We start from the raw sequence: 23,512 nt of genomic DNA, 5'->3' as shown, positions 1-23,512 counted from the left end.
ATCCCGGATGGGCCGACCTTTCATCGGCCGGTCACCGGGAGCGGCGGGCGGCGTTCTTGCGCGGCGCCTTGACGGGCTGAGCAACTCGGGGAACACCCTGTATCGCGTCGATCCTGGCGTGCAGGCGGGCGAGCTCGCTCAGGATGGCGGTGAGCTGGTCCTCGGTCCGCTGTTCCTCGGCGGAGGTGTTCTGGTCGTCCATGGCGTTGACCACGACGGCGATGAACAGGTTGAGCACCACGTAGGAGGACATCAGGATGTAGCCGACGAAGAAGACCCACGCCCAGGGCTTCTCCGCCATGACCGTCTGGGCGATGTCCGGCCAGGCCTCGCCGGTCATGACCTGGAACAGGGTGAACAGCGATGTCGGCAGCTCGTCGAAGTGCTCGGGGGCGATTCCGCCGAACAGCTGGGTCGCGAGGACCGCCGAGACGTACATGACCAGGAGGAGCAGCCCGACGATCGCGGCCATCCCGGGCATGGCCGCGAACAGCGCACCGACGACCTTGCTCATGCTGGGAACCACCGAGACCAGGCGCAGCGCCCGCATGATTCGCAGGGCCCGCAGCACGGAGGTCGGGCCGGACGCCGGGATCAGCGCGATGGTCACGATGGTCGCGTCGAACCAGTTCCACGGGTCCTTGAAGAACGCGCCCCGGTAGGCGTAGAGGCGGGCGGCGAGTTCGACGGTGAAGATCGCCAGGGCGATCCGGTCGACGGCGTGCAGGAACCCGCCGATCCGGTCCGTCAGATAGGAGGAGGTCTCACAGCCGATCGTGATCGCGTTGATCACGATGACGGCTATGACAACCCGCTGGAAGAGCCGGGTTTCAAGGAAGGAACGAATACGTTCTCGCCCTGGCAAGAGGTCAGCTCCCGGAGGGGGGGAAGGGGTCAAATGCCGATCATCGTAAGCCCGCACAGGTCACCCCTGAAAAGATCTGAATGTATGACATACGCCATAGGAGGAACCTGGCCGATTTGCGGAGCGTTGACCTTGGTGAAGAACCCCGAAGCGGGCCGGCTCCAGAAGATCGGCTAGCGTTGCGGAAACGGAGATCTTCCCGCGTCGACGACCCGGGAGGACATGAGCCGGCCACGAGGGCCGGATGAAAGGGCAAGGTGGTGGTGTCCGTGTCGTCGGACTCCGGCCATAGCAGAGACCGTCGATCACGAGGCAGGCAACCGAGGTGAGCATCGCCCTCGGCCTGCTGGCCGTTCTGCTGTTGACCCTGGCCACCGGCTACTTCGTCGCCCAGGAGTTCGCCTATGTCACCGCCGATCGCCTGGCCCTGTCCCAGCAGGCCGCCGAAGGCGACAAGAAGGCCGCCCGCGCGATCAAGGTCATGGAGCGGCTGTCGTTCATGTTGTCGGGCGCCCAGCTCGGTATCACCGTCACCGCCCTGGTCGTCGGCTTCATCGCCAAACCCGCGCTGGCCGAGCTGATCGCCCCGGGCCTGGGCGCACTCGGCGTCCCCGAGGGCGCGACCGGCGGCATCGCCCTGGTGCTCGGTTTCATCGTCGCCACCGTGATCCAGATGGTGCTGGGCGAGCTCGCCCCCAAAAACCTCGCGCTGGCCAGGCCCGAACCGCTGGCCCGCGCGCTGGCCTCCTCCACCCTGGCCTACCTGACGATCGCCGGGCCGATCATCCGGCTGTTCGACTCCGCGGCCAACAGGCTGCTGCGCGCGGTCGGCATCGAGCCGGTCGAGGAGCTGCACCACGGCGCGACGCTGGAGGAACTCGGGCACATCATCGGTGAGTCCGAGGCCTACGGGCACCTGCCCGGCGACCAGGCGGACCTGTTGGAGCGGGCACTGGCCTTCTCCGAGCACACCGCCGGGGAGGTCATGGTCCCGCACGCCGACGTCGTCGGCATCGCCGGTTCGGCTCTGATCCCTGAGCTGGACGAGTTGATCTCCCGCCACGGGCACACCCACTACCCGGTGCTCGGCGACCGCCTGGACGACGTGATCGGCATCGTGGGCCTGCGCGAGCTGGTGGCGATCCCGGCCGACAAAGCCGCGGACACCCCGGTGGCCGACATCGCCCGCGAAGTCCTGATGGTGCCCTTCTCCGTCTCGCTGCCCGACCTGGTCGCCCAGATGCACGCACGCGACGAGGAGGTCGCCTGCGTCCTCGACGAGCACGGCGGCCTGGCCGGGCTGGTCACCTGGGAGGACGTCGCCGAGGAACTCGTCGGGGAGATCGCCGATGAGAACGACCTCGACATCCCCACCGTGGTCGCCACCGGCGACGGCTGGGAAATCGACGCGAGCCTGCGCATCGACGAGGTCTCCCTGGCCACCGGGCTGGAACTGCCCGACGAGGACGACTACGACACCGTCAGCGGGCTCATCCTGCGGCGCCTGGCCCGCTTCGCCGCGGTCGGTGACGTGGTCACCGTCGACCTGGTCCCCTCCATGGCCGAGCAGGCGCCCACGCATGCGGAGATCGAGGTGCTGACCCTCGACCGGCACGTACCCGAGCGGGTCCGCCTGCGCCCCTTCCGGAACACCGAGGCGAGCCAGGAAGGCGAGGAGGAGAAGTGAACCTGCCCACCGGCATTCTGCTGACCGTACTCCTTCTGATCGGCAACGGCTTCTTCGTCGCCTCCGAGTTCGCCCTCGTCGCGGCCAAACGGCACCGCCTGGAGAAGGCGGCCGCGCACGGTAGCCGCGCCGCCGCAGCGGCGGTGAAGGGCATCCGGGAGCTGTCGCTGATGCTCGCCGGCGCCCAGCTCGGCATCACCCTGTGCTCTCTCGGTCTGGGCGTGGTGTCCGAGCCGCTGATCGCCGGCAGCCTGACCCCGCTTTTCGGCACCCTCGGCCTGCCCGAGGCCGCCGCGCACGCGGTCGCCTTCGTGATCGCGCTGGCCATCGTGACGTTCCTGCACATGGTGATCGGTGAGATGGCCCCCAAGTCATGGGCCATCGCCCACCCCGAGAGTTCGGCGACGATCCTGGCGCTGCCCTTTCGCGGCTTCACCGTGGCCGTCCGGCCGATCCTGACCACGCTCAACGGCGTCAGCAACCTGCTGTTGCGCATGTTCCGGGTGCAGCCCCGTGACGAGACGTCCAACCCTCGCACACCCGAGCAACTGCAGCACCTGGTGGAGGAGTCGCGCCGCCTGGGGCTCATCGAGACCGACGACCACGCGGTGCTCACCCAGGCCCTGCACGCCCCGAACGCGTCGATCGCCTCGCTCACCATCCCGGTGAGCGACATCGCCGGAGTGCCGGCCGACGCCTCGGCTCAAGAGATCGTCAGCACCTCGGCTCGGACGCGCCGTACCCGCCTGGTGGTGTGGGACGGTGATCGCCCGGCAGGGGTGGTCCACGTCCGGGACGCCTACCTGGCCCGCAGGCGCGGCACACGGATCCGCGCTCGAGACATCGCCTACCGGCTGCCCGAGCTCTCAGCGGAGACCTCGATCTCCCAGGCGGTCGCCGAACTACGTGCCGCGCACAGCCAGCTGGCGCTCGTCCGGGCCGCGAACGGCTCCCTGGCCGGACTGGTCAGCCTGGACGACCTGCTGACCACCCTGCTCATCCCGGCGTAGGACCGGACAACCCGGGCGCCGCTCCCCCGATCGGCGCCCGGACCGGCGGGGCTTGTCCGCGGGTCAGCGCGGGATGGTCGCGCCGGCGATGCGCAGGGCGAGGTCGGCGTAGGCGTCGGCGACCTCTTCCGGTGTGTAGGGCACGCCCGTGCCGTACCAGCCGGCCACCCGCATGCCCATGCCGCTGATGGCGGTCATCGCGAGGAAGGTGTCGGGCATGTCGAAGAGGCCCTGAGCCAGGCCCTCGTTGAGAATGTCGACGAGCAACCGCCTGCCACCGGCGCGGATCGACAGCACGGGGGCGGCCATCTCGGGTGAGAGGGCGTGCAGTTCGTTGTTGGCCACCGTGGCGAGCAGCGGATATTCGGCGTGAGCCAGCACATGCTCTCGTACCACGGCTCGCAGCCGTGAGACCGGGTCGGTGCCGCCTGCCCGCAGCAGCCTCCCGTGGTGGTCTTCGTGGCCGATGCGGATCAGCTCGGCCAGGACGTGCTCCTTCGCCGGGTAATGCGCGTAAAGAGTGGCCGAGCGGATGCCACACGCCTCGGCCAGGTCTCTGATCGAGGCGCCGTGAAAGCCCCGCTCGGCGAACAGGCGTAACGCCTCCCGCAGGATCCGGCCTTTGGTGCCCTCCGGCAACACGCCGGGTGGCAGCCGAACCTCGTCGGCCGCGATCCGCCGCTGCTCTGTGGGTATGGTCATGTTTCCTGCCGATCGATCGTTCTTCCTCGTCCCATTGTGCCCTGGGGCGAAGCCGGGGAGCATATGACACGATCGATCGATCGTTAGGGAAGGTTAGGATCGGTGGAACCGACCGGGAGGGAACCGATGGAAGCGATAGTGGCCACCGAGCAGGGGAAGGTGCGAGGCAGGCTCGATGACGGTGTGGCGGTTTTTCTCGGCATTCCGTACGCCGCTCCGCCCTTCGGGCCCCACCGCTTCAGGGCTCCGGTCGAGCCCGAACCGTGGGAGGGCGTCCGGGACGCGCTGGAGTTCGGCCCCACCGCGCCGAAGCGGCCCTATCGCCGGCCCCTCGACCGTTTGATCCCCGATCCGGACATCCCCGGCGACGGCTGCCTCAACCTCAACGTCTGGACCCCCGAAGGAGCCGACGGCCTGCCCGTCATGGTGTGGATCCACGGTGGGTCACTGCGCAACGGCTCCTCCAGCGTGCCGGTCTACGACGGCCGTGCCTTCGCCCGCGACGGGATCGTGCTGGTTTCCATCAACTACCGGCTCGGCGTCGAGGGCTTCGCGGTCTTCCCCGACGCCCCCGCCAACCGCGGCTTGCTGGACCAACTCGCCGCACTTCGCTGGGTGCGAGACAACATCGCGGCCTTCGGCGGCGACCCGGGCAACGTCACCGTGTTCGGCGAGTCCGCGGGAGCGATCAGCATCGGGGCGTTGCTGACCAGCCCCCGTTCGGCCGGCCTGTTCCGCCGTGCCGTACTGCAGAGCGGCCCGCCACATGCCGTGCCGTCCGAGGCCGGGGCCAGGATCACCCGGGTCATCGCCAGAGGTCTCGGCATCGCTCCGACCGCCGCCGCCTTCGCGGCCGTGGACCGCGAACGGCTGCTCACCGCGCAGGCCGAGGCGACGGCCAAGGGGAACCCGATCAGCGGCGGCGCGGGGTTCGAGATCGTCCTGGACGGCGACGTCGTCCCCGCGCACCCGATGGACGCACTGAAGGCGGGCGTCGCACGCGACGTCGACCTGCTGCTGGGCGCCAACACCGAGGAGTACCGGCTGTGGTTCGTACCCACGGGGGTGGTCGACCGCATCGGCGGTCTCACCCTGCGGCTCGCCATGGCCAAGTTCAAGATCAAAGGTTCGCTGGCCAGGCTCTACCGGGCGAACCGGCCAGACGCCCGGCCCGGTGAGATCCTCGGTGCTCTCGCCACCGACCTGTTGCTCCGCGTGCCGCTGAACCGGCTGGCCGACGCACGCGCAGGAGGCGGCAACACCTACATGTACGAGTTCGGCTGGCGCTCGCCGGTGGACGGGCTCGGCGCCTGCCACGCGCTGGAGATCGGGTTCGTCTTCGACACGCTGCGCACCTCGGCACAGCTGGCCCTGGCGGGACCCGAAGCCCCCCAGGAACTGGCCGACGCCATGCACCGAACCTGGATCGCCTTCGCCGTCTCCGGCGATCCAGGCTGGCCCGTCTGGGACGGAACCCGTCCGGTGATGTTGTTCGATCATCCGGGCCCTGACCTCGTCCGCGCGCCGCGTGACGACGAACTACGCCGCTGGCGCTGAACAGGGCGAGGCCGCGGGGGGCCGGGTCAGAGCGCCGGGCCCGGTACCTGCAGCGCCGGCTGGTTGCGGCGGACGTCGGACCAGGTCCGGGTGTCGGCGCAGATGCGACATCCGGCGCCGAAGAACTCGCCGCGCGCCTCCTCGTCGCCCATGAGCTGGAAGCGGAACCACGCCGTCGTCGGGCCGGCGAAGGGACCGGGGGCGCCCACCACGGTGAAATGGTCGGCCCCCCTGACCTCGCCGTAGATCGCCGGGATGTGGTCGGCGTCGTTGTAGAAGGCCTTGACGAGAGCCGGCCACACGACGATGTCGTACTGCCCGGCCAGGATGAACATCGGGCCGTGCACCGTGTCGACGTCGGCCAGCGGTCCGGGCTGGATCGGGATGATGGTGTCCACCCGGGAATCCGCGCCGACGACGATGGCGGCCGCACCGCCCTGTGAATGGCCGGACGCGCCGATGCGGTCCAGGTCGACGTGGCCGTAGAAGATGCTGCCGGGGTCGGCGTTCCGTTGAGCCAGCAGGTCGATGCCCGCCCGCATCGAGATGCCCAGGTTGGACTGCGGTGTGTTCGCCGCCGCCACGATGAAGCCGTGGCTGGCCCAGTGGAGCAGCAGGTCACGGTAGACCACGGGGAAGGCGAACGTACCGTTGCCCCAAATGATCACTGGATGACGTCGAGGGCTCTGTGCGATGTCTCGCGGGTAGTACAGAGTGGTCACCAGCCCCACGTCCACGGCCGTGGCGTAGGGGCCCGCGGCGCTCCACTTCCCCTCGACGGAGGGGAAGCCGGTGTCGGCGCCGGCCGCGTGCGGGGCGGCGGTGAGGGCGAGGACGAGTGCGATCAGGGGGACGAACAGCCTTCGGAGCATGGGGGGTTCTCCTGACAGGGGGACGCCGAGAGGTGAATCCCGTGTTACGCCGGATTCACTTCTCGTTTGATTGCACATCCTGAACGGGGGAACGCCCGCCGTCTCTCCGCACTCGCGGCAATGATTGACGTCGTGGTTTGTGCAATGTGACGATCCGTGGATGCTCGCCCTTCACGCCCGCATGGCTCCACGTGTCAGGGAGCTCACCGCGGCGGTGGTCGCACGGTGTGAATCCGAGGTGCCCTTCTACCGGCAGTTGCCCAAGGACCTCCTCGACGAAGAGGTCAGCCGGTCGGTCACGGCTGTCCTCAGGCTGTTACTACGGGCGCTGCGGGAGGGCCGCGCCCTCGGCCCCGGCGATCTGACCGAGCTCATCGAATGGTCCGCGCGGCGCGCCGAGGAGGGCGTCCCGCTGGAGGCGGCGCTCACCGCGTACCTCGTCGGCGCCGAAGTCTGGTGGCGGGCCCTGGCGGAGACCGCCGACCGTGCGGAGCTGGCCGAGGCGGGCCTGAGCCTGCTCGGCTGCTTGGGCTCGGCCATGCCCGCGGTCGCCATCGCTCACGTACAGGCACAGGACGACATGCGCAGCGACGACGGGAAAGTACGGCGGGCGCTGATCACGGCATTGCTGACCGGGCAGCCGCACGAGGCCCTGGCGGAGGCGGCGCGGGTCACGGTCGCGCCCGCCTACGAGGTCATGGAGATCCGGTTCGCCGAGGACCCGCCGGCCGACCGCCGCACCGTCAGGCTCACGCAGTCGGCCCTTGACGCCCACACGGGAACGCCCGTGCTCACCATGCTGGACCACACCGGGGGCTTCGCGCTGTTGCCGGCGACGCTCGACCTGCCGGCCCTGGTCGCCAGGATCGCCGAGGCCACCGGCCAGCCCGTCGTGGCGGTCACGGCCCGGGCCGCGGAGCCGGACCTCATTCCCGGGGCCGCCGAAGAGGTGCGCGGGGTGATGAAGATCGTCCAGCGCCTCGGCCGACCGGCCGGCCTCTACCGATTCGACGACGTCCTGCTCGAATACCAGCTGGCCCGGCCCGGCAGCGGCCTCGCCCGGCTCGCCGCCAAGCTCGACACGCTGGACGATCACCCCCACCTGGTCGAGACCCTGCGCGCCTTCGTCAACCGCGGCCACAACCGAAGCCGCACCGCTCAGGACCTGCACATCCACCGCAACACCCTCGACTACCGGCTACGCAGGATCACCGCTCTGACCGGCCTGGACTTCACGATCCCCGCCCAAGCCCGCCTTCTGGAAGCCGCCCTCACCGCCAGAGACCTCACCTGACGCGTCACGCCGTCCGGCTGCGGGCGAACAGCGGGCAGTGGCGAGTCGCCTCTCCGAGAGGGGGTTTCATGAGGTTGCCGTCGCGTGAGTCGGCCCGCCGCTGGAAGGCGGCGAGCCGACACGCGCGTACTCGGCGGGGAGATCAGGTCGCGGTGCAGGTGAGGGTGGGTGTGCCGCTGGTGCCGGAGCCGATGAACCCGAAGGTGGTGGCGGTGCCGGCGCCCAGTGAGCCGTTGTAGGCGGCGTTGCGGGCGCTGACCGCGGACCCGTTGGCGGTCACGGTCGCACTCCACGCCGAGCTGACCTGCTCACCGCCGGTGAAGGTCCAGTTCACCGTCCAGCCGGTGATCGCGCCGGAGCCGGCGGTCACGCGTACCTCGGCCTGGAAGCCGCCGGACCACTGGGAGACGGTGCGGTAGGTGGCCGAGCAGCCGCCGGCCGGGGGCGAGGTGGGAGTCGGCGTGGGAGTGGGGGTCGGAGTCGGTGTGGGAGTCGGCGTGGGAGTCGGAGTAGGCGTGGGGGTGGGGGTGGGGTTCGTGCCGCCGGTGAAGTTGACGTCGCTGCAGAAGTAGTAGGACTGGTCGGAGTGGCTGGCCTGCCAGATGGTGTAGACGACGTGGTGGCCGGTACGGCCGGGCGCGTACACATCAATGGGCGTGGTGAGACCGGTGGGCACCTTGCCCACCTGGTTGACCAGTTCCAGGTCGCTCCACCTCAGCCGCTGGGTCTTGGGATCGTAGCCCTGTTTGGTGACGTAGACGCGGATGTAGTCCGCACCGTGCGAGGCCTGGTCCATCAGGTTCATGGTGAACCTGGCGGGGCGGTCCACGGTCTTCCACGCGCCCGGCACGTCCATGGAGGCGTAGCGGCCGCTTTCGGTCAGGCCGCCGCTGCACAGCTGCCCGTCGGGGATCGCGGCCTGGTGGTTACCGGCGACGCCCTCGCGGTACAGCCCGTTCCAGTTCCACATCGCGTTGGTGTTGTTCTGCCAGGCCTGCCAGCACATGGGGTCCTGCTGGGCCATGGCCGGGTTCTGGAAGTCGCTCCCCCAGCGCAGCCAGCAGCCGTAGTTGCGCGAGGCCGGGTCGCTGATCGAGCCGTGCGCCGAGGCGGGGACGACCATCACGGTGGTGAGCATGAGCGCGGCCGCGACCGCGACGAACACCCGCCGGAACCTGCTCCGGCGGGGAGGTGCGTCGGATGCGCCGGTATGGCCGCGTAAGAGTCGGAGCACGTGTGAACTCATCTGCACAGGTTTCCTTTCGAATGCTGGGATGACGAGTCCTGGCACGCCGAGTGAGGGCCGAGTCCTCATGCCAGAGGTGTCCCCACCGTCGCCCAGTCCCCTGTCAGCGGCAACAGTGATCTATGGCTCTCGGCGGGCAACGGGCCGGGAGCTGGCCATACACCGCAAAGTCGGATGAAAAGTTCATCTACTCCGCCCGCACTCGTAGGCGCCGACGAGCACGAAGCCGGGCCGCGATCGCCGAGTCCGCTTTCATCGGACGGACGATCGCGGCCCGGCCCGCGGCATCGAAGTCGTCCTCAGCCCGCTGCGGGAGGAGGCCATCGAGGTCTTCCGCACCTACGGCGCCCGCGACGACGTCGTCGTCTACAACGCCCGAGGCGCCTCCTGACCTGTTTCGCGTCAGCCGAGGTCGAGGAGTTGTTCGTGGAAGCCGCCGAAACCGCGTGCGGGATCGGTCAGGTGGATCTCAAGGATCCAGTGGCAGACACGGCCCGCACGCTCGGTGCGGCGCAGGGGCGTGGTGTTGCCGGGTGCGATGTAGGACTCGATCTCGGCGGCGTCGATCGTCTCGTGCGGGAACTCGCCGACGAGATGGCCTGCGTGGGAACCGCCGAGCGTCCAACCTGCTGCTCGGGCGAGCCTGCCGATCTCGGCGTGCAGGGCGGCACCGGTGATGTCGGGGTGGTCGGCGAAGTGGCGGCGGCCGGCGTCGAAGATTACGGGCAGGTCGGCGGCGAGGCGGTGTTTGACGGGGTCGTCGCCCAGGACGTAGGTGCGGCCGAGGTCGGCTTCGAAGTCCTGGAAGATCGGACCGAAGTCGGCGAAGACGATGTCGTCGTCCTCAACGGTCCGGTCCGGCGGATTCTCGCGGTAGGGGAAGAGGGTGTGCGGGCCTGACCTGATGATGCGCTTGTGCCAGTGGCGCATGGTCCCGTACATCTCGTCGGCCAGATCGCGGATCCGGTCGCTGATCGCCCGTTCGGTCTCGCCCGCGACGATGAGGTCCCTCTTGACGACCTCGTCGAACAGCGCGATCGCTTTGGCCTGGGCGTCGAGCAGGCGGTGGGAGCGGAAGTCCTCGGCGGTCGCGGCGTCGATGTAGACCCAGGCTTTCGCGCCGGACCGCAGATCGGCCTTCACCCGTAGATAGTCGTCGACCTCGTAGGCGTCGGCGGCCGCGAGGTCCGCAGAGGTGAGCGTGAACACCATGCCTTCGACCGCGTCGTGCGGGTCGTCGGAGTGCACGGCCACCGGGTGCTCGTCGCTTCCGCTGTCGGAGATCACCGAGGGATCGGTGATGGTCACGCTCTCCAGGCGGAAGCCCAGCAGCGCATCGGGGCGCCCGGCGAGTTCCCGTCCGAAACGGGCCGCCTGCACCTGCGGCAGCCGCAAGGTCCCATAGGAGAACAGCAGATGATCAGACAAGGTGAACCCCCGGAGTCATGTGGCACCTTCAAGGGCAGACCGGTATTTGGTCCGGCAATTGCCCAATATATATGCGCATCTGCCTTGTGATCTGAGCAAGACAGCACGCCAAGCCGTCCGGTGACCCGGGTCGTACCCGCAGGCGGCGGCCAGACCGAGGAGCGCGGGCCCCGCCGGGGTACCCGCGGGCGCCAGGCACGCACTCGTACTCGCCGCCAGCACCGAGGCTCCCATCAACCGCAGAGAACGCGTAACTGCCGCCAATATCCGGCCACACCTCCGGCAAATGCCATGACGAAGATACGATTAGATATGCATATGCGATGATAAAAGGGTTTCGATCCCGCGGCGGCCGGTGTTCTTCGCCCGGCCCCATCTGCCCGCCCGGGAGATGCCGGACGACGACTACCCGTTCGCGCTCAACATCGGAGCGGACCCGGCAGGGGTGCCGGTCCTGCCCCCCGCCGCACCACTCCGCCGCGAGCACGCGTTGTGGGTGGACGGACGCCTGGCCGGGCGGTTCTCCCGCGCCGCCTCTCACCCGACCATCGAACTGGCCGAACACCCCAGCCACAGCTCACCCGTGCAGGGCCGCATGATCACCGTGCTGTGGGCGTCACAGACGGGCAACGCCGAGGAGTTCGCCGCCACCGCGGCGCAGCGCCTCACCGCCGCCGGGCACAAGGTCACCCTTCTCGGCATGGACGACGCCGACCCCACCGCGTTGCCCCCCTCCGACACCCTCCTGATCACCAGCACCTTCGGTGACGGCGACGCACCCGACAACGGAAGCGTCTTCTGGGATGCCCTCGCCGCGACCGACACGCGCCTTGATCACCTCTGCTACTCCGTCCTGGCTTTCGGTGACTCCTCCTACAACGACTTCTGCGGCCACGGCCGCCGTCTCGACCAGCGCCTTGAAGAACTCGGCGCCACCCGGCTGTCCCCCCGCACCGACTGCGAACCCGGAACCTCCATCCCCATCCATGTCCAGCCCTCCCCGCACTTCCGACCGCCCGCTGACCCCGCCACCCCCATGGTCATGATTGGCCTCGGAACCGGCGTCGCCCCCTTCGTCGGCTTCCTCCACGACCGCCGCGCCCAAGGACACCCCGCCCCCAACTGGCTGTTCTTCGGAGAACAGCACCAGGCCACCGACTTCTACTACCGCGACGACCTCACCGCACTCCGCGACGACGGCACCCTCGACCGCCTCGACACCGCCTTCTCCCGAGACCGGCGCAACAAGATCTACGTCCAGGACCGCATGCACGAACACGGCCACCGTCTCTGGACCTGGCTGGAGAACGGCGCTCACCTCTACGTCTGCGGCGACGCCTCCCGCATGGCCAAAGACGTCGACAAAGCATTCCGTGACATCATCACCACCCATGGTGACCTCACCGAACAAGCCGCCGACATCTACGTCAAACGCCTGTCCACCGACAAACGCTACGTCCGCGACATCTACTGAAAGGGCGGAGGGGTGGCCGCCACTCCAGTCGAACCACGCGAAGCGGCCTCCTAGCGCTGTGCCACTGAGCATCGACCCGCTTGCGTCCGGCGCATACCCCGAACCCCTCACGCAACTCCGCGCGCCCGGACACTCGGTCGTGGTCGTATGGCGGTGCGGTTCCGACTCCCCGCAGGCGCGCCCGGCCTCACATCGAGGGCTCCGCGCCCGGGGCCGGGGGTGCGGTCTTCGGTTCGCGGCGCAGCATGGCCCGCAGCCGCTTCTCGATCGGGTACTCGTACAGCCGGTACAGCCCCCACGACAGCAGCACGCTGACCGCCAGCCCGGCCACCGCGTAGGGCAGGTGCGCCCAGCTGGGCGGCGGGAAGTCGTAGAGCGACTGCCGGCCGAACGCGTGCTTGGCGATCGGGAAGAGCACCAGGAAGTGCACCAGGTAGAAGGCGTAGGACCACTGGCCGAGCGCCACCAGCGGGCGGGAGCCGAGCAGGCTGCGCCGACCGGCCAGGTCGTTGGTCGCCGCCGCCGCGATGAGCAGCGCGAACACCACGATGCTGCCCCGGTTGGCGGCCTCGGCCAGCGCGGTCGGCCACAGGCCCGAGACGGACCACGCCCACAGCAGCGCGAAGTAGCCGACCGTGATCGCGGTCGCCGCGCGCAGCCCGAGCGGGCTGCGCCGGCCGCGGCGTACGGCGGCGGCGATCACGATGCCCAGCACGAACTCGCTGACCCGGGCGATCGGCGAGTGGGTGGCGAAATAGTACAGGTCGGAGGTGAACCAGTTCTCCGGCGTGATCTGCGGATTGGCCAGCCAGAGCCAGACCCGGGTGCCGATGCTGATCGCGATGAGCACGGCGGCGATCGTCACCATCTGGCGCAGCGTGCGCCGCACGATCGGGCGGACCACGAACGGGAAGACCGCGTAGAAGAACGCCTCGCACGACAGCGACCAGGAGACGGTGTGCGGCACGGTGTCGCTCTGGAACGACGCCGGGATCCACGCCTGCACCAGGAGCAGCGTCGCGACCGTCCACCAGACCAGCGAGGTGCCGCCCTCGGTGGGCCAGAGCTGGCCGCCGACGAGCAGCGCGACCGCCGCGACGGTGGTGATGAGCAGCGACGGCCAGATCCGGGCGAAGCGGCGCCAGTAGAACCTCGGCGCGGTGTCGTTCTCAAAGAACGTCCAGGTCAGGACATATCCGGACAGGACGAAGAAGAAGGTGACCCCGGCGGTGCCGAGGATGAACAGCTCGTTGAGGTAGGGCAGCGGCAGCAGGATCGCGACGTGGCTGAAGAAGACGCCGAACGCGGCGAACCACCGCAGCCCGGTCAGCGACTCCAGCCTCGTCCTGGGGGGTCCCTCGCTCGTGGCCTGCGCGGGCTTGGCGGATACCGAGGTCATGACGACTTCCCCTCTCCGGTGAGGCCGGCCTGCGCGCGGCGCTCGTCGATGAGTGCCGCCTGCTCGCGGACCGTCGCGTGGCGCAGCAGGTCGGGCAGCTCCACCTCGATGCCGAACGCCACCTCGTAGCGCAGGCTGAGGCGGGCCAGGGTGAGCGAGTGGCCGCCGAGGTCGAGGAAGCCGTCGGCGGCGCCGATCTCCCGCACCCCGAGCAGTTCGCGCCAGATGCCGGCGACGGACTCCTCGGTGCCGCCCCTGATCGGCACCTGGCCGCCCTCGTCGCCCGGGGCCTCGGGGCTGGGCAACTCCTCGTGGGCGATGTCGCCCCGCGCGCTCCTGGGCAGCGCGTCGAGGACGACGACCGAGCCGGGCACCTGGTATTCGGGCAGGTGGGCGGTGAGCTTCCGCGGATCGATCCCGTCACCGGCCACGTACGCGACGAGCCGGTCGTGGCGCACGTCCACGATCGCCTCGACCACACCGGGGCGGCCGGCCAGGGAGCGGGCCACCTCGTCGGTGTCCACCCGGAACCCGCCGACGGTGAACATCCGGTCGAAGCGGCCGAGCAGCTCCAGCGAGCCGTCGGGCAGGATCCGGCCCCGGTCCCCGGTGGCGGCGCCGCCGACGTGGATCTCGCCGGGTACGCCGGTGGCGCCGGGGCGCCCGGCCCGGCCGATGACCTCGATCGGGGTGCCGGCCAGCGGGACGCCGAGCGGGACGCCCCTGCGGGGCTCGGCGAGCGGGTCGATCCGGTGGGCCGCGGCCCAGCGCTCTCCGTACAGGGTCCAGGTGGGGACTTGCGCGGCCAGTTCCCGTACCAGGGGGGCCGGGGTGGTGGCCGCGTCGCAGAGCGCGGTGAACGGACGGCCTTCCGGCAGGGCGTTCTCGCGCAGCAGCAGCCGCCACGTGGCCGATGGGGCGTGCACGACCGTGGCGTCCCCGACCAGGGTCCTCAGCCGCTCGATGTCACGAGCGGCCTTGGGGGGCGCGATCACCAGGTGCGCGCCGGAGAAGAGGGCCAGCGGCATGGCGTCGGCGAGCGCGCCGGAGGCGGGCGGGGCGAAGGTGAGCACGGTGCCGGTGGCGCCCAGGCCGATCCGCGAGGCCAGGTCCGCGGCCCGCGCGTAGCCCGCGGCCCGCGGGCCGCCATCGGCCTTGAGCCTGGCGTACCACCACACGGCGAGGTCGGGGGTGTCGGCGGCCGGCGGTTCGGCGCCCTTGCGCACGGCGGGTGCCAGGGCTTCGGCGTGCGCGTCGAGCTGGGCGTAGGTCAGCGTGCCGTCGACGGAGGTGACCGCGGGCGAGTCCGGTGCGCACCGCGCCCGCCCGGCCAGGACGGCGGCCGGAGGTTCGGCGCCGGCGGTCTCGGGCTGGGGGAACCTCGGGGACGCGGGCAGCCGGAGGTCGCCGACCTGACGGTCGGGCTGGGCGCACGCCTCGGTGAGCAGGAGCGTGAACTGCTCGGCGAGGACCTCGACGGTCGCGGGGTCGAACAGGTCGTCGTTGTAACCCCACAGGCCCGCCATGCCGTCGCCGTCGACGCTGAAGTCCACCATCAGGTCGAAGTGCGAGACCTCGACGTCGGGCACGAACTCCGAGGCCCGCACGCCCGGCAGGTTCAGGAAGACGCCGTCGTTGTCGCGTACCCCGAGCCCCGCCTGGAACAGTGGCGTGTGGCTCCGCGGCCGCTGCGGGTGCAGCTCGCGCACCAGTTCCTCGAAGGGCATCTCCTCGTGGTCGTGGCCCTCGACGGAGGCGTGCCGCACCCGGCGCAGCAGCTCGCGGAAGGTGGGCTCGCCGCGCAGGTCGAGGCGGAGACAGATGATGTTGATGAAGCAGCCGACGAGCTCTTCGAGCTCGGGCCGGATGCGTCCGGCGGCGGGTACCGCGGTGACGATGTCGGCCTGGTCGGCGTAGCGCGACAGCAGCACGCCGTAGGCGGCCAGCAGGACGGTGAACGGGGTGGTGCCCTCCTCGCGCGCCATCGCGCGCGCCGCGCCGACGACGTCCGCGGGCAGCCGGGAGCGGTGGAAGCGGCCCGCGCGGCTCCGCTGCGGCGGGCGGGGCCGGTCCGAGGGCAGGTCGAGCAGCCGGGGCACGCCCTCCAGGGTCCGCCGCCAGTAGTCGACCAGGCGCGAGCGCACCTCCTCGGTGCGCAGCCGCTGGCGCTGCCAGACCGAGAAGTCGGTGTACTGCAGATCCAGTTCGGGCAGGGGCGCCGAGGAGGTGTAGAGGGCCTCGATCTCGCGCCCGACGATGCCGAAGGACGGGTCGTCGAAGACGATGTGGTGGAAGGTCAGCACGAGCACGTGGTCGTCGGGCCCCAGCCTGAGCAGCAGGGCCCGCCCCAGCGGTCCGTGCCGCAGGTCGAACGGGGCCAGGATGTCGTCGGCGGCCATCCGCGCGGCCTCGGCCCCGGGATCGGGCTCGCCGGCCAGGTCGACGGAGCGCAGCACGCCGGTGGGCGCGTCGCCGACGCGCTGGACGGGCATGCCGTCGATCTCCTCGACGGTGGAGCGCAGGATCTCGTGCCGCCTGATCACCTCGCAGAGCGCCCGGTCGAGGGCTCCGGCGTCGAGGGGGCCGCGCAGTCGCAGGGTGGCGGGCACGTGGTAGAACCCGAATCCCGGATTGAACCTCTCGCCGAACCAGATGCGCTCCTGGGTGGAGGAGACCGGCACCCCCTCCTCGGGTATCGCGCGTCGCGGGATGCGATCTCGCTCGCGCCGCCGGCGGGCGATCAGGTCGTGCACATTGTCAGCGCCGTTGGAAATCGTCATTGGTTACCTCACGTCTGTGGGGTGCAGCGTGAATGCGGAATTTCGCGTCAGGATATGTCTTGATAAGTAATCACATTCGCCCAGCATTGCGGAAAGGCGGCTAAACGGATATGGAGCTGCGAGGGGTGACGGCACTGGTGTCGGGGGCCGGTGGAGGGCTGGGCGCCGCCACCGCACGCGAGCTCGCCGAGGCCGGCGCACACGTGGTCGTGGCCGACACCGACACCCGTACGGGAGCCGCGGTGGCGGGCGAGGTGGGCGGCACGTTCGTGGAGACCGACGTGACCCGCGCCGAGTCGGTCGAGCACGCCGTGGAGGTGGCCGCGGGACTCACCGGGCCGTTGCGGGTGGCGGTGAGCTGCGCGGGCATCGCACCCGCCGCCCGCACGCTCGGCCTCGACGGCCGCCCGCACGACCTGGAGACCTTCGAGCGGGCGCTGGCGGTCAACCTGGTCGGCACCTTCAACGTGATGCGCCTGGCCGCCGCCGCGATGGCCGCGACCGAGCCGCTACAGGACGGCGAGCGGGGCGTGGTCGTCAACACCTCCTCAGCCGCCGCCGAGGACGGCCAGGCCGGTCAGACCGCCTACGCCGCCTCCAAGGGCGCGGTCGCCGCACTGACCCTGCCGGCCGCCCGCGACCTGGCCTCGGTCGGCGTACGGGTGTGCGCGCTCTCCCCCGGCCTGTTCGACACCCCGCTGTTCGAGGCGATCCCGCCGGAGTTCCGGCGCCCGCTGGTACGGCAGATCGTCTTCCCGCCCCGGCTGGGAACGCCGCGGGAGTTCGCCCGCGCGGTCCGGGCCGTGTGCGAGCTGGGCTACCTCAACGCGACGGTCGTCCGCCTGGACGGCGGCCTGCGCCTGCCGAACACGTGACCGGTTCGTGGAACCCGTGAAAGCGGTGCAAATCGCGAACGCCCGGACGTCTCGCCGGCGGGATGCGGGGTAGCGTTCCCGTACGTTTCCAAGGTCACCGATCGAGGGAGAGAGAGAAATGCTCAACCCACCCGACGGAATGCCGAGAATCACCCCCGTCCTCTTCTACGCCGACCTCGGAAAAGCCATCGAATGGCTCATCGAGGCGTTCGGATTCGAAAAGCGGAAGGTGCTGAACGGCGACGACGGCTCCATCGTGCACGCCGAGCTGTCGTTCGGCGAGGGGGTCGTGCAGCTCGCCGGGACGGGTGACGGCCGCAGGCACGAGCCGCGGGGCCAGGGCGAGCCGCACCAGAGCCTGTACGTGTTCGTCGACGACGTGGACGAGCACCACGAGCGCGCGAGGAAGGCCGGGGCGGTGATCCGCGACGAGCCGGGCACCCGCTTCTACGGCGACCGCAACTACACCGCCGAGGACCTGGAGGGCCACCACTGGGTCTTCGCCCGCCGGATCGAGGAGATCCCGTACGACGAGATCGACACCCCGTGAGCGCCGTAGATCAGGTCAGGGAGCTGTACGAGCGCTACCCCTGCCCCTCCCTGACCGTCGGCGACGACCTGATCCTGGACCTGGCGCTCGGCATCGGCATGGTCGCCAGGGACAAGACCCTGGCCGGCAAACGGGTGCTGGACGCCGGCTGCGGCACCGGCCACCAGTTGCTCGGGCTCGCCTCGCAGTATCCGCGGGCGAGCTTCACCGGCATGGACCTGTCGCGGTCCTCGCTCGACGTGGCCGGGGAGCTGCGCGAGCGCAACGGGCTGACCAACGTGGAGCTGGTACGCGGCGCCATCGGCGGGGACGGGTTCGAGGGGCCCTACGACCTCATCGTGATGACCGGGGTGCTGCACTGCCTCGACGACCCCCGCGCGGGCCTGGCCTGGCTGGCCGAGCGGCTCTCCCCCGGCGGCCTGATGTACCTGTGGCTCTTCCACAGCTTCGGCGAGCACCAGCGGCTGATCGACCGCGAGCTGGTACGGCTGCTCTCGGGCGGCGACACCGGCGAGGAGGGCCTGTCGGTGGTGCACCGGCTGGGCCTGGGCCGCTCCGCGGGCCGCTACGGCACGCACTCCTCTGCGACCGGCGACCCGCGCGACCAGGATGTGCTGGACGCCGACGCCTACCTGCACCCGGTGATGCGCACCCACCGCTTCGGCGACGCGGCCCGCCTGTTCGAGGGCCTGGACGGGATCGGCTGGGTCGCGCTGAACGGCGTCAACTGGGACGGCGGCGGCAAGATCCTGGACCTGGGCCGCCGCCACCCTACCTCCCCGGTCTTCCTGTCGGACGCCGACCTGTTCGACGACGAGGAGCTGCTGGCCCGCTACACCGCCCTGCCCGCCGCCGAGCGGGCCGCGGTGATGGAACTGCGCCTGGCCCCGACCGGCTTCACCATCGTGGCCGGCGCCCCGGGAGCCGAAGAGCTCTGCGAGCCCAGGATCACGGGCAACATCCTGCTCAGAAACCACTAGTGCAACGTTCCTCGTTGGAGGCGCAGATTCCTGCCGGCGCGGGATGCCGAAGGCCAGGGAAGGCCTCCCGACAACCTCGGGTTCTCCACCGCGCGTTCGCTATCCCCGTTGAGGAGCGGCACTAGGGCCCTCGTCGTCGCGGTCAGTTTTTGGGGGTGCGGTTCTTAACGGCACCCCATACCGCCGCGCTGCTGTCCGCCGGCTCCCCGGATTCCTCGGCGGGATGAGGCGGCGGACCGGGCGGTGCGCCACGGGCAGTGACTCGCAAGAGGGTTCCAAGTCGTCTCGCGTATCACTGGTGACGGATCACCCGCGCCGAGAAGAACCCGCGCCGGGAAGCACAGGGAAGCACAGGAAAGAGGAGAGACGATGCGCAGGATCGCCCGTGGAGCGCTGCTGGCCACCGCGCTCGTGCTGGGACTGCCCGCCGCGGCGAGCGCGACGGCCCAGGGCGACTTCTATCTGGGGACGGTCAGATCCGGCTCCGGGCATTCCGGGTACGCCAAGGCGCAACTGTGGGTCACCGGCTTCAACCAGAGCCACTTCACCGCGTACGGCAGGATCTACGACCGAGACCGCCACCCCGGTCACTGCGCCTGGGTTCGCGCCAGGTTCCACTACCAGAAGGGCGGGCCATCCTGGTCGCCGGTGCGCTGGTCCTGCGCCTCCTCCGGGTACAAGGGCTACCTTTTCGAGACGAAGGGCCAGGTCAAGAGGATCGACCTCAAGGTCTGTGTCTACCAGCCGAAGCGGAACGCGCTCTCGCACTGCCGGGTCGAGACCATCAGGGACGAGGACCTCGCGAACTGACCCGCGGGGCGGTGCCCGGGGCCCGGCCGACCGGCCGGGCCCCGGGCACCGCCTCACGGCCTGGGCCACGAACGCCGGCAGGATCGGGAACCTGCGCTCCTTGCGCCGCTCCAGCCCCTGATCGGTCGAGCGGCGTGCGACCTGACCTGTTGTTAAGGAGCGTGTCACCAGGTACACAGTGAGGCGATATGACAGGAAACGTGCTCTCTTCGAGCGACGTCAGGCCTGGTGATGACGCCGGTCGGCCCGCTGGTGAGGTCAACGCAGCACTAGTGGTCAGGGCCTTACCTGGTTGACGCGCCGGCGGGAATCGGCTCCGGCTGTGGGTCTTCGACCGAGCCGGAACAGGATCACGCCGAGTACCCGATCTGTTCGGACGGTGCCGAAGTGCCGGGAGTCTCTGCTCGCCTCGGCGTTGTCGCCGAGGAGCACGATGTGCCGGGGCGGAACGATACCGGTGGGCTGCCGGGCCCAGGAGGGCAGGCAGGCCGGCTCCGGATCGCCCGGCACCGCGGCGACCCGTTTGACCATCCACCGGGAGCCTTGGGCCCCGGTCGGATCGCCCGGCCGGCAAGGTCCCGGCTCCTCGACCACCACGATGTCACCGTTACGCAGCCGCTCACCCGGCGTCCGGCGGACCAGCACCCGGTCTCCGGGGCGTAGCGCCGGTGCCATGCTCAGCCCGCTGACCGACAGCGCGACGAGGTGCCCGCGGAGCAGGACGGCCGCGGCCACGACGGCGAACGCGAGCACCAGCACCGCGCCGGCACCGGTCAGCACGGCGGCCAGAGCGGCGCTCACCGGACCCCCTCCGACGTCGAAGGACGGTAACCGGCCGCCTGCAGCTCGAAGAGCCGGGCGTACGCACCGCCGCGCATCAGCAGCTCGTCGTGCGTGCCCCGTTCGGCGATCCGCCCGTCGGACAGCACGACGATCAGATCGGCCTCGCGTACGACGCCCAGCCGGTGTGAGACCAGCACGCCGGCCAGTCCGCGCCGGTGCTCCCGGAGCCGGGCGTGCACCTCATGCTCGGCCTCGGCGTCCAGGGCGGAGCTCGGCTCGTCAAGGACGAGCAGATCGGGCCGGTCGAGTACGAGACCCCGGGCTATCGACAGCCGCTGCCACTGCCCGCCGGAGAGGACCACCCCGGTGTCCGGGTCGGCGCGGTCGGCTTCGGAGAAGAAGATCCGGGTCAGCAGCGTCTCGTAGCCGTGCGGGAGGGCGGCCAGGACGTCGTGCACACCGGCGCGATCCGCCGCGCCCTCGATCCGGTCGTCGTCTCGCAGGGCGGTCAGGTCGCCGATGGCGATGTTCTCCCGCGCCGTGAGGTCATAGGGGATCGCGTCCTGGAAGACGGCCCGGATCCGGCGTCTCAGCTCCGCCGGGTCGAAGTCGCGCAGGTCGACGCCGTCCCAGAGCAGCTGCCCACGAGTCGGATCGTAGAGCCGGCACAGCAGTTTTATCAGCGTGCTCTTCCCGGCTCCGTTGAGCCCGACCACGGCGGTCGAGCGCCCCGCCGGGAGTGTCAGGTTCACCCCGCGCAACACCCACGGCTGGTCGTCGGCGTAACGGAACCACACATCGCGCAGCTCGATCCCGGCCCGCAGGGGTGTCACCGGCAGGGGCCTGTCGCGTACCGGCAGATCCGGCCCGGCGTCGACAACGGTCAGGTAGTGACCGAAGAGCAGCAGCGCCTGATGCACGGACACGGCCTCGGTCACCAGAGCGGCAAGGGCGCCCTGTACCGTGCCGACCGCGGCGACGACGAGCACCACATCACCGACGGTCAGGGTGCCCTCGGCCGCGGCGCGTACCGCCCACAGCAGCAGACCGGCCGCCACCGCGGCGCCGAGCACCGCCAGCCCACCCTGAAGTCTCAGCTCCCGCCGGTCGATCCGGCGGTGTGCGCCCTGGATCGTGCGGATCTCCGTGGCCATCCGCTGCCACAGGTACGGTCCGGCGCCGAACAGGCGCAGTTCCTTGGCGGCCTGCGGGCTGGTCAGCAGGCCGGAGTAGAACAGTTCCCGCCGCTCGGCCTGTCCGGTCTCGGCCATCATCGCCGCCCGGCGCCTGCTCAGCGCCAGCTCGGCCAGCAGGGCCGGTACGGCGGCGAGCAGGACCGCCACCGCCACCCAGGGCCCGAGCAGGAGCAGGGAGCCGGCGAAGCCGGTGATCGTGAGCAGTGCCTGGATGCCCCCCAGCCCGCCGTCCACCACCATTCCCGGACTGCTGACCCCGCTGGACCTGGCGATCTGGAGACGGTCCAGGAAGACCGGATCCTCGAAGCGGCGCAGCCCCACGAAGCGGTCCACCGAGGTGTAGAGACGTGAGGTGGCGAGCAGGCTCACCCGCCGGTCGCTCTCGGTCCGCAGGTAGCGGGTGGCGTGCGGCATCAGCGCGGCGGCCACCCCGACGGCCCCAAGCGCGGCGGCCGGCCCCAGCAGGTCGAGCCACCGCAGTGGCCCGGCCACCAGCCGGTCGATCACGACTTTGGTCAGCCAGGCGACCGAGGGCGGCGCGAGCCCGCTCAGCAGCGTCACCACCAGATACGCGGCGATCTGCGCCGGGGCGGCCTGCCGGGCGAGTGACAGCGCTCGCCCGGCTGCGCGGAACGACATCGGTGCGGCGAGATCAGCCGGCGGCCGGGAGGGCCACGGCATCGCGGTCGACGACGGGGGCGAGCTCGTAGCCGGACGCGGCCACCACGCCCTCCTCGACGAGGACGAACGCGGGGAAGCCGGTCACCCCGAACGCCTGCTGCACCGGCCCCCGATCGGCTTCCACCACGACGGTGGCCACCGGCCGCAGCAGCTCGACCAGCGCCGCGGTCTCCTCCCGCGTGCCGACGGTCACGGCCAGCACGGCGTCACGCCCCCCGGGCCGGGTCGCGGCGTACTCGACGAAGGAGGGCAACCTCTCCTTGCACGGCTGGCAGCTCGGGGAGAAGAAACCGACCAGCGGGCGCTCGCCGAGCGCCGCGAGGCTGACCGGCAGGTCCGCCACGCTGGTGGCGTCGAATCCGTCCACCGACGATCCCGCCGGCATCGCGACGTCGACGCCGCCGGAGCCGCCGCCGCGCAGGGCGGCCAGTTCGGCGGTGTGCTCACGGAGCCGGCGTACGACGCCGACGGTAAATATCAGGTTGGTCACGACCAGCAGTCCGACCAGGACCGCGACCGCGGCTAGGTACGCCATCAGGTCTCCTCCAGGAGGTGGGGGTGGGTGCGAAGAGCGCGACGAGGTCGTCCAGCATGGTGACCAGCAGGCCTGCGCAGGCCCCCGCGAGCAGTGCGACGATCGACCACGTCGATGAGTGTTGGCCGGCCGGTCCGGTGAGCCCGGCCAGCGCGACAACAATGAGCAGAAGGTTGCGGATCAGGTGGCGGCCGGACAGCGGGGTGGACGAGGCGCCGAAGCAGCGGCACGGTTCCGCGCCGCCCCGGGTGAGCACCACCGCCACCCCCGAGGTGAGTACGACGAGCAGCGCGGTGGCCGCGGCGAAGCCGGCATCCCGGGTGGGCGGGACCGCCAGCAGCACCACCACGATCACTTCCGCCGCGGTGACCGCGACCGCGACCGGCAGGGCGCGATCGCCACGGACCGGAAGCATCGAGGCCAGGGAGGTCGCGAAGGCGCGCAGGGCCTGCCCGCCACGCAGTTTGCTCGCCGCGGAGACGAGGAAGACCACCGCGAGCAGGCCCTGACATGCCGCTATCAGATGTGTCATTCAGCACGCACGGGCGTAGTACCTGCAGGGGCCGCACGGCTGGAAGTCGCAGCAGGTCTTCTTGTACAGCTCGATCCCCACGCAGTAACAGGAAATGCTGGCGCAGGCCGCGGCGGCGTGCGCGGTCGCCTTGGGAACGAGTCCGTCGACCATGCGGTCGGCGAAGGCGGTGAGCATACGGGTCATGGTGTCCTCCTCCGTGCCGGCCGCCGAATGCGGCCCGACAAATCCATCGAAACCCGGACTTAATCGACCG

21 protein-coding genes are annotated in these 23,512 nt (G+C 70.4%); 9 read left to right on the top strand and 12 right to left on the bottom strand.

Annotated elements, in window-relative coordinates; all coding sequences use genetic code 11:
• Nucleotides 1-31 precede the first annotated feature (31 nt).
• The gene (locus tag ACWD3H_RS29635) at nt 32-922 is read right to left on the bottom strand and encodes an ion transporter (RefSeq protein WP_451957328.1); all 891 of its coding nucleotides are present in this window, start codon (nt 920-922) and stop codon (nt 32-34) included.
• Nucleotides 923-1,190: 268 nt separating this feature from the next.
• Here ACWD3H_RS29635 and ACWD3H_RS29630 point away from each other — a divergent pair, with 268 nt between their 5' ends.
• Together ACWD3H_RS29630 and ACWD3H_RS29625 are read left to right on the top strand one after the other, a co-directional pair.
• Nucleotides 1,191-2,552 (top strand): hemolysin family protein, encoded by a 1,362-nt coding sequence (locus tag ACWD3H_RS29630; protein ID WP_451957327.1) that lies wholly within the window; start codon nt 1,191-1,193, stop codon nt 2,550-2,552.
• Nucleotides 2,549-3,562 (top strand): hemolysin family protein, encoded by a 1,014-nt coding sequence (locus ACWD3H_RS29625; protein WP_451957326.1) that lies wholly within the window; start codon nt 2,549-2,551, stop codon nt 3,560-3,562. The genes ACWD3H_RS29630 and ACWD3H_RS29625 overlap by 4 nt, the downstream gene beginning before the upstream one ends.
• A gap of 63 nt (nt 3,563-3,625) precedes the next feature.
• Here ACWD3H_RS29625 and ACWD3H_RS29620 read toward each other — a convergent pair whose 3' ends face one another.
• Complete coding sequence (locus ACWD3H_RS29620) at nt 3,626-4,264, bottom strand: TetR/AcrR family transcriptional regulator (RefSeq protein WP_451957325.1); 639 nt, start codon at nt 4,262-4,264, stop codon at nt 3,626-3,628.
• Between the two features lie 126 nt (nt 4,265-4,390).
• Between ACWD3H_RS29620 and ACWD3H_RS29615 the strand changes: the two genes are divergently transcribed.
• Complete coding sequence (locus ACWD3H_RS29615; RefSeq protein WP_451957324.1) at nt 4,391-5,821, top strand: carboxylesterase/lipase family protein; 1,431 nt, start codon at nt 4,391-4,393, stop codon at nt 5,819-5,821.
• Between the two features lie 26 nt (nt 5,822-5,847).
• Here the strand turns inward: ACWD3H_RS29615 and ACWD3H_RS29610 are convergent, their stop codons facing one another.
• The gene (locus ACWD3H_RS29610) at nt 5,848-6,693 is read right to left on the bottom strand and encodes an alpha/beta hydrolase family protein (RefSeq protein ID WP_451957323.1); all 846 of its coding nucleotides are present in this window, start codon (nt 6,691-6,693) and stop codon (nt 5,848-5,850) included.
• A 160-nt stretch (nt 6,694-6,853) separates the two neighbouring features.
• Here ACWD3H_RS29610 and ACWD3H_RS29605 point away from each other — a divergent pair, with 160 nt between their 5' ends.
• Entirely contained in the window at nt 6,854-7,987 is a 1,134-nt protein-coding gene (locus ACWD3H_RS29605; RefSeq protein ID WP_451957322.1) for a PucR family transcriptional regulator, read from the top strand.
• Nucleotides 7,988-8,129: 142 nt separating this feature from the next.
• On the opposite strand, the gene ACWD3H_RS29600 is transcribed toward ACWD3H_RS29605, so the two are convergent.
• On the bottom strand, nt 8,130-9,221 hold the full coding sequence (locus ACWD3H_RS29600) for a lytic polysaccharide monooxygenase auxiliary activity family 9 protein (protein WP_451957321.1): 1,092 nt from the start codon (nt 9,219-9,221) through the stop codon (nt 8,130-8,132).
• Between the two features lie 414 nt (nt 9,222-9,635).
• Nucleotides 9,636-10,661: a M24 family metallopeptidase gene (locus ACWD3H_RS29595; protein WP_355566684.1), complete on the bottom strand. Its 1,026-nt coding sequence runs from the start codon at nt 10,659-10,661 to the stop codon at nt 9,636-9,638.
• 391 nt (nt 10,662-11,052) lie between these two features.
• Here ACWD3H_RS29595 and ACWD3H_RS29590 point away from each other — a divergent pair, with 391 nt between their 5' ends.
• A complete protein-coding gene (locus tag ACWD3H_RS29590) occupies nt 11,053-12,135 on the top strand; it encodes a flavodoxin domain-containing protein (RefSeq protein ID WP_451957320.1) in 1,083 nt (360 codons plus the stop codon).
• A 187-nt stretch (nt 12,136-12,322) separates the two neighbouring features.
• On the opposite strand, the gene ACWD3H_RS29585 is transcribed toward ACWD3H_RS29590, so the two are convergent.
• Complete coding sequence (locus tag ACWD3H_RS29585) at nt 12,323-13,534, bottom strand: acyltransferase family protein (RefSeq protein WP_451957319.1); 1,212 nt, start codon at nt 13,532-13,534, stop codon at nt 12,323-12,325.
• Nucleotides 13,531-16,314 (bottom strand): condensation domain-containing protein, encoded by a 2,784-nt coding sequence (locus tag ACWD3H_RS29580; RefSeq protein WP_451957318.1) that lies wholly within the window; start codon nt 16,312-16,314, stop codon nt 13,531-13,533. The genes ACWD3H_RS29585 and ACWD3H_RS29580 overlap by 4 nt, the downstream gene beginning before the upstream one ends.
• Nucleotides 16,315-16,424: 110 nt before the next feature.
• Between ACWD3H_RS29580 and ACWD3H_RS29575 the strand changes: the two genes are divergently transcribed.
• From ACWD3H_RS29575 to ACWD3H_RS29560, 4 genes are all read left to right on the top strand, one after another.
• Complete coding sequence (locus tag ACWD3H_RS29575; RefSeq protein WP_451957317.1) at nt 16,425-17,189, top strand: SDR family NAD(P)-dependent oxidoreductase; 765 nt, start codon at nt 16,425-16,427, stop codon at nt 17,187-17,189.
• A gap of 118 nt (nt 17,190-17,307) precedes the next feature.
• A complete protein-coding gene (locus tag ACWD3H_RS29570; RefSeq protein ID WP_451957316.1) occupies nt 17,308-17,739 on the top strand; it encodes a VOC family protein in 432 nt (143 codons plus the stop codon).
• Complete coding sequence (locus ACWD3H_RS29565; protein ID WP_451957315.1) at nt 17,736-18,719, top strand: class I SAM-dependent methyltransferase; 984 nt, start codon at nt 17,736-17,738, stop codon at nt 18,717-18,719. Before ACWD3H_RS29570 ends, ACWD3H_RS29565 begins: the two co-directional genes overlap by 4 nt.
• A gap of 369 nt (nt 18,720-19,088) precedes the next feature.
• Nucleotides 19,089-19,529 (top strand): hypothetical protein, encoded by a 441-nt coding sequence (locus ACWD3H_RS29560; protein ID WP_451957314.1) that lies wholly within the window; start codon nt 19,089-19,091, stop codon nt 19,527-19,529.
• Between the two features lie 276 nt (nt 19,530-19,805).
• Here the strand turns inward: ACWD3H_RS29560 and ACWD3H_RS29555 are convergent, their stop codons facing one another.
• From ACWD3H_RS29555 to ACWD3H_RS29535, 5 genes are read right to left on the bottom strand one after another with little or no spacing between them, the layout of a single operon-like run.
• Entirely contained in the window at nt 19,806-20,330 is a 525-nt protein-coding gene (locus tag ACWD3H_RS29555) for a S26 family signal peptidase (RefSeq protein ID WP_355566910.1), read from the bottom strand.
• On the bottom strand, nt 20,327-22,147 hold the full coding sequence (locus ACWD3H_RS29550) for an ABC transporter ATP-binding protein (RefSeq protein ID WP_451957313.1): 1,821 nt from the start codon (nt 22,145-22,147) through the stop codon (nt 20,327-20,329). The genes ACWD3H_RS29555 and ACWD3H_RS29550 overlap by 4 nt, the downstream gene beginning before the upstream one ends.
• A gap of 13 nt (nt 22,148-22,160) precedes the next feature.
• Nucleotides 22,161-22,724 carry a TlpA family protein disulfide reductase gene (locus ACWD3H_RS29545; RefSeq protein WP_451957312.1) on the bottom strand — a complete coding sequence of 188 codons (564 nt, stop codon included), beginning with the start codon at nt 22,722-22,724 and terminating at the stop codon, nt 22,161-22,163.
• Nucleotides 22,633-23,256, bottom strand: coding sequence for a MauE/DoxX family redox-associated membrane protein (locus tag ACWD3H_RS29540; RefSeq protein ID WP_355566919.1), 624 nt, complete (start codon nt 23,254-23,256; stop codon nt 22,633-22,635). Before ACWD3H_RS29540 ends, ACWD3H_RS29545 begins: the two co-directional genes overlap by 92 nt.
• The gene (locus ACWD3H_RS29535) at nt 23,257-23,442 is read right to left on the bottom strand and encodes a hypothetical protein (protein WP_350925035.1); all 186 of its coding nucleotides are present in this window, start codon (nt 23,440-23,442) and stop codon (nt 23,257-23,259) included.
• Nucleotides 23,443-23,512 lie beyond the last annotated feature (70 nt).

It is taken from the genome of Streptosporangium sp. NPDC002607, from assembly GCF_053592655.1.
Note: the sequence above shows the minus strand (reverse complement) of the source record. Positions and strands in the feature narration are given on the sequence as shown.

Excerpts from the sequence above, each read along its gene's own strand:
- ACWD3H_RS29620 (WP_451957325.1), bottom strand. The coding sequence starts at position 4,264 with ATGACCATACCCACAGAGCAGCGGCGGATCGCGGCCGACGAGGTTCGG.
- ACWD3H_RS29615 (WP_451957324.1), top strand. The coding sequence starts at position 4,391 with ATGGAAGCGATAGTGGCCACCGAGCAGGGGAAGGTGCGAGGCAGGCTC.
- ACWD3H_RS29610 (WP_451957323.1), bottom strand. The coding sequence starts at position 6,693 with ATGCTCCGAAGGCTGTTCGTCCCCCTGATCGCACTCGTCCTCGCCCTC.
- ACWD3H_RS29605 (WP_451957322.1), top strand. The coding sequence starts at position 6,854 with ATGCTCGCCCTTCACGCCCGCATGGCTCCACGTGTCAGGGAGCTCACC.
- ACWD3H_RS29590 (WP_451957320.1), top strand. The coding sequence starts at position 11,053 with ATGCCGGACGACGACTACCCGTTCGCGCTCAACATCGGAGCGGACCCG.
- ACWD3H_RS29585 (WP_451957319.1), bottom strand. The coding sequence starts at position 13,534 with ATGACCTCGGTATCCGCCAAGCCCGCGCAGGCCACGAGCGAGGGACCC.
- ACWD3H_RS29580 (WP_451957318.1), bottom strand. The coding sequence starts at position 16,314 with ATGACGATTTCCAACGGCGCTGACAATGTGCACGACCTGATCGCCCGC.
- ACWD3H_RS29575 (WP_451957317.1), top strand. The coding sequence starts at position 16,425 with ATGGAGCTGCGAGGGGTGACGGCACTGGTGTCGGGGGCCGGTGGAGGG.
- ACWD3H_RS29570 (WP_451957316.1), top strand. The coding sequence starts at position 17,308 with ATGCTCAACCCACCCGACGGAATGCCGAGAATCACCCCCGTCCTCTTC.
- ACWD3H_RS29560 (WP_451957314.1), top strand. The coding sequence starts at position 19,089 with ATGCGCAGGATCGCCCGTGGAGCGCTGCTGGCCACCGCGCTCGTGCTG.
- ACWD3H_RS29550 (WP_451957313.1), bottom strand. The coding sequence starts at position 22,147 with ATGTCGTTCCGCGCAGCCGGGCGAGCGCTGTCACTCGCCCGGCAGGCC.
- ACWD3H_RS29545 (WP_451957312.1), bottom strand. The coding sequence starts at position 22,724 with ATGGCGTACCTAGCCGCGGTCGCGGTCCTGGTCGGACTGCTGGTCGTG.
- ACWD3H_RS29540 (WP_355566919.1), bottom strand. The coding sequence starts at position 23,256 with ATGACACATCTGATAGCGGCATGTCAGGGCCTGCTCGCGGTGGTCTTC.
- ACWD3H_RS29535 (WP_350925035.1), bottom strand. The coding sequence starts at position 23,442 with ATGACCCGTATGCTCACCGCCTTCGCCGACCGCATGGTCGACGGACTC.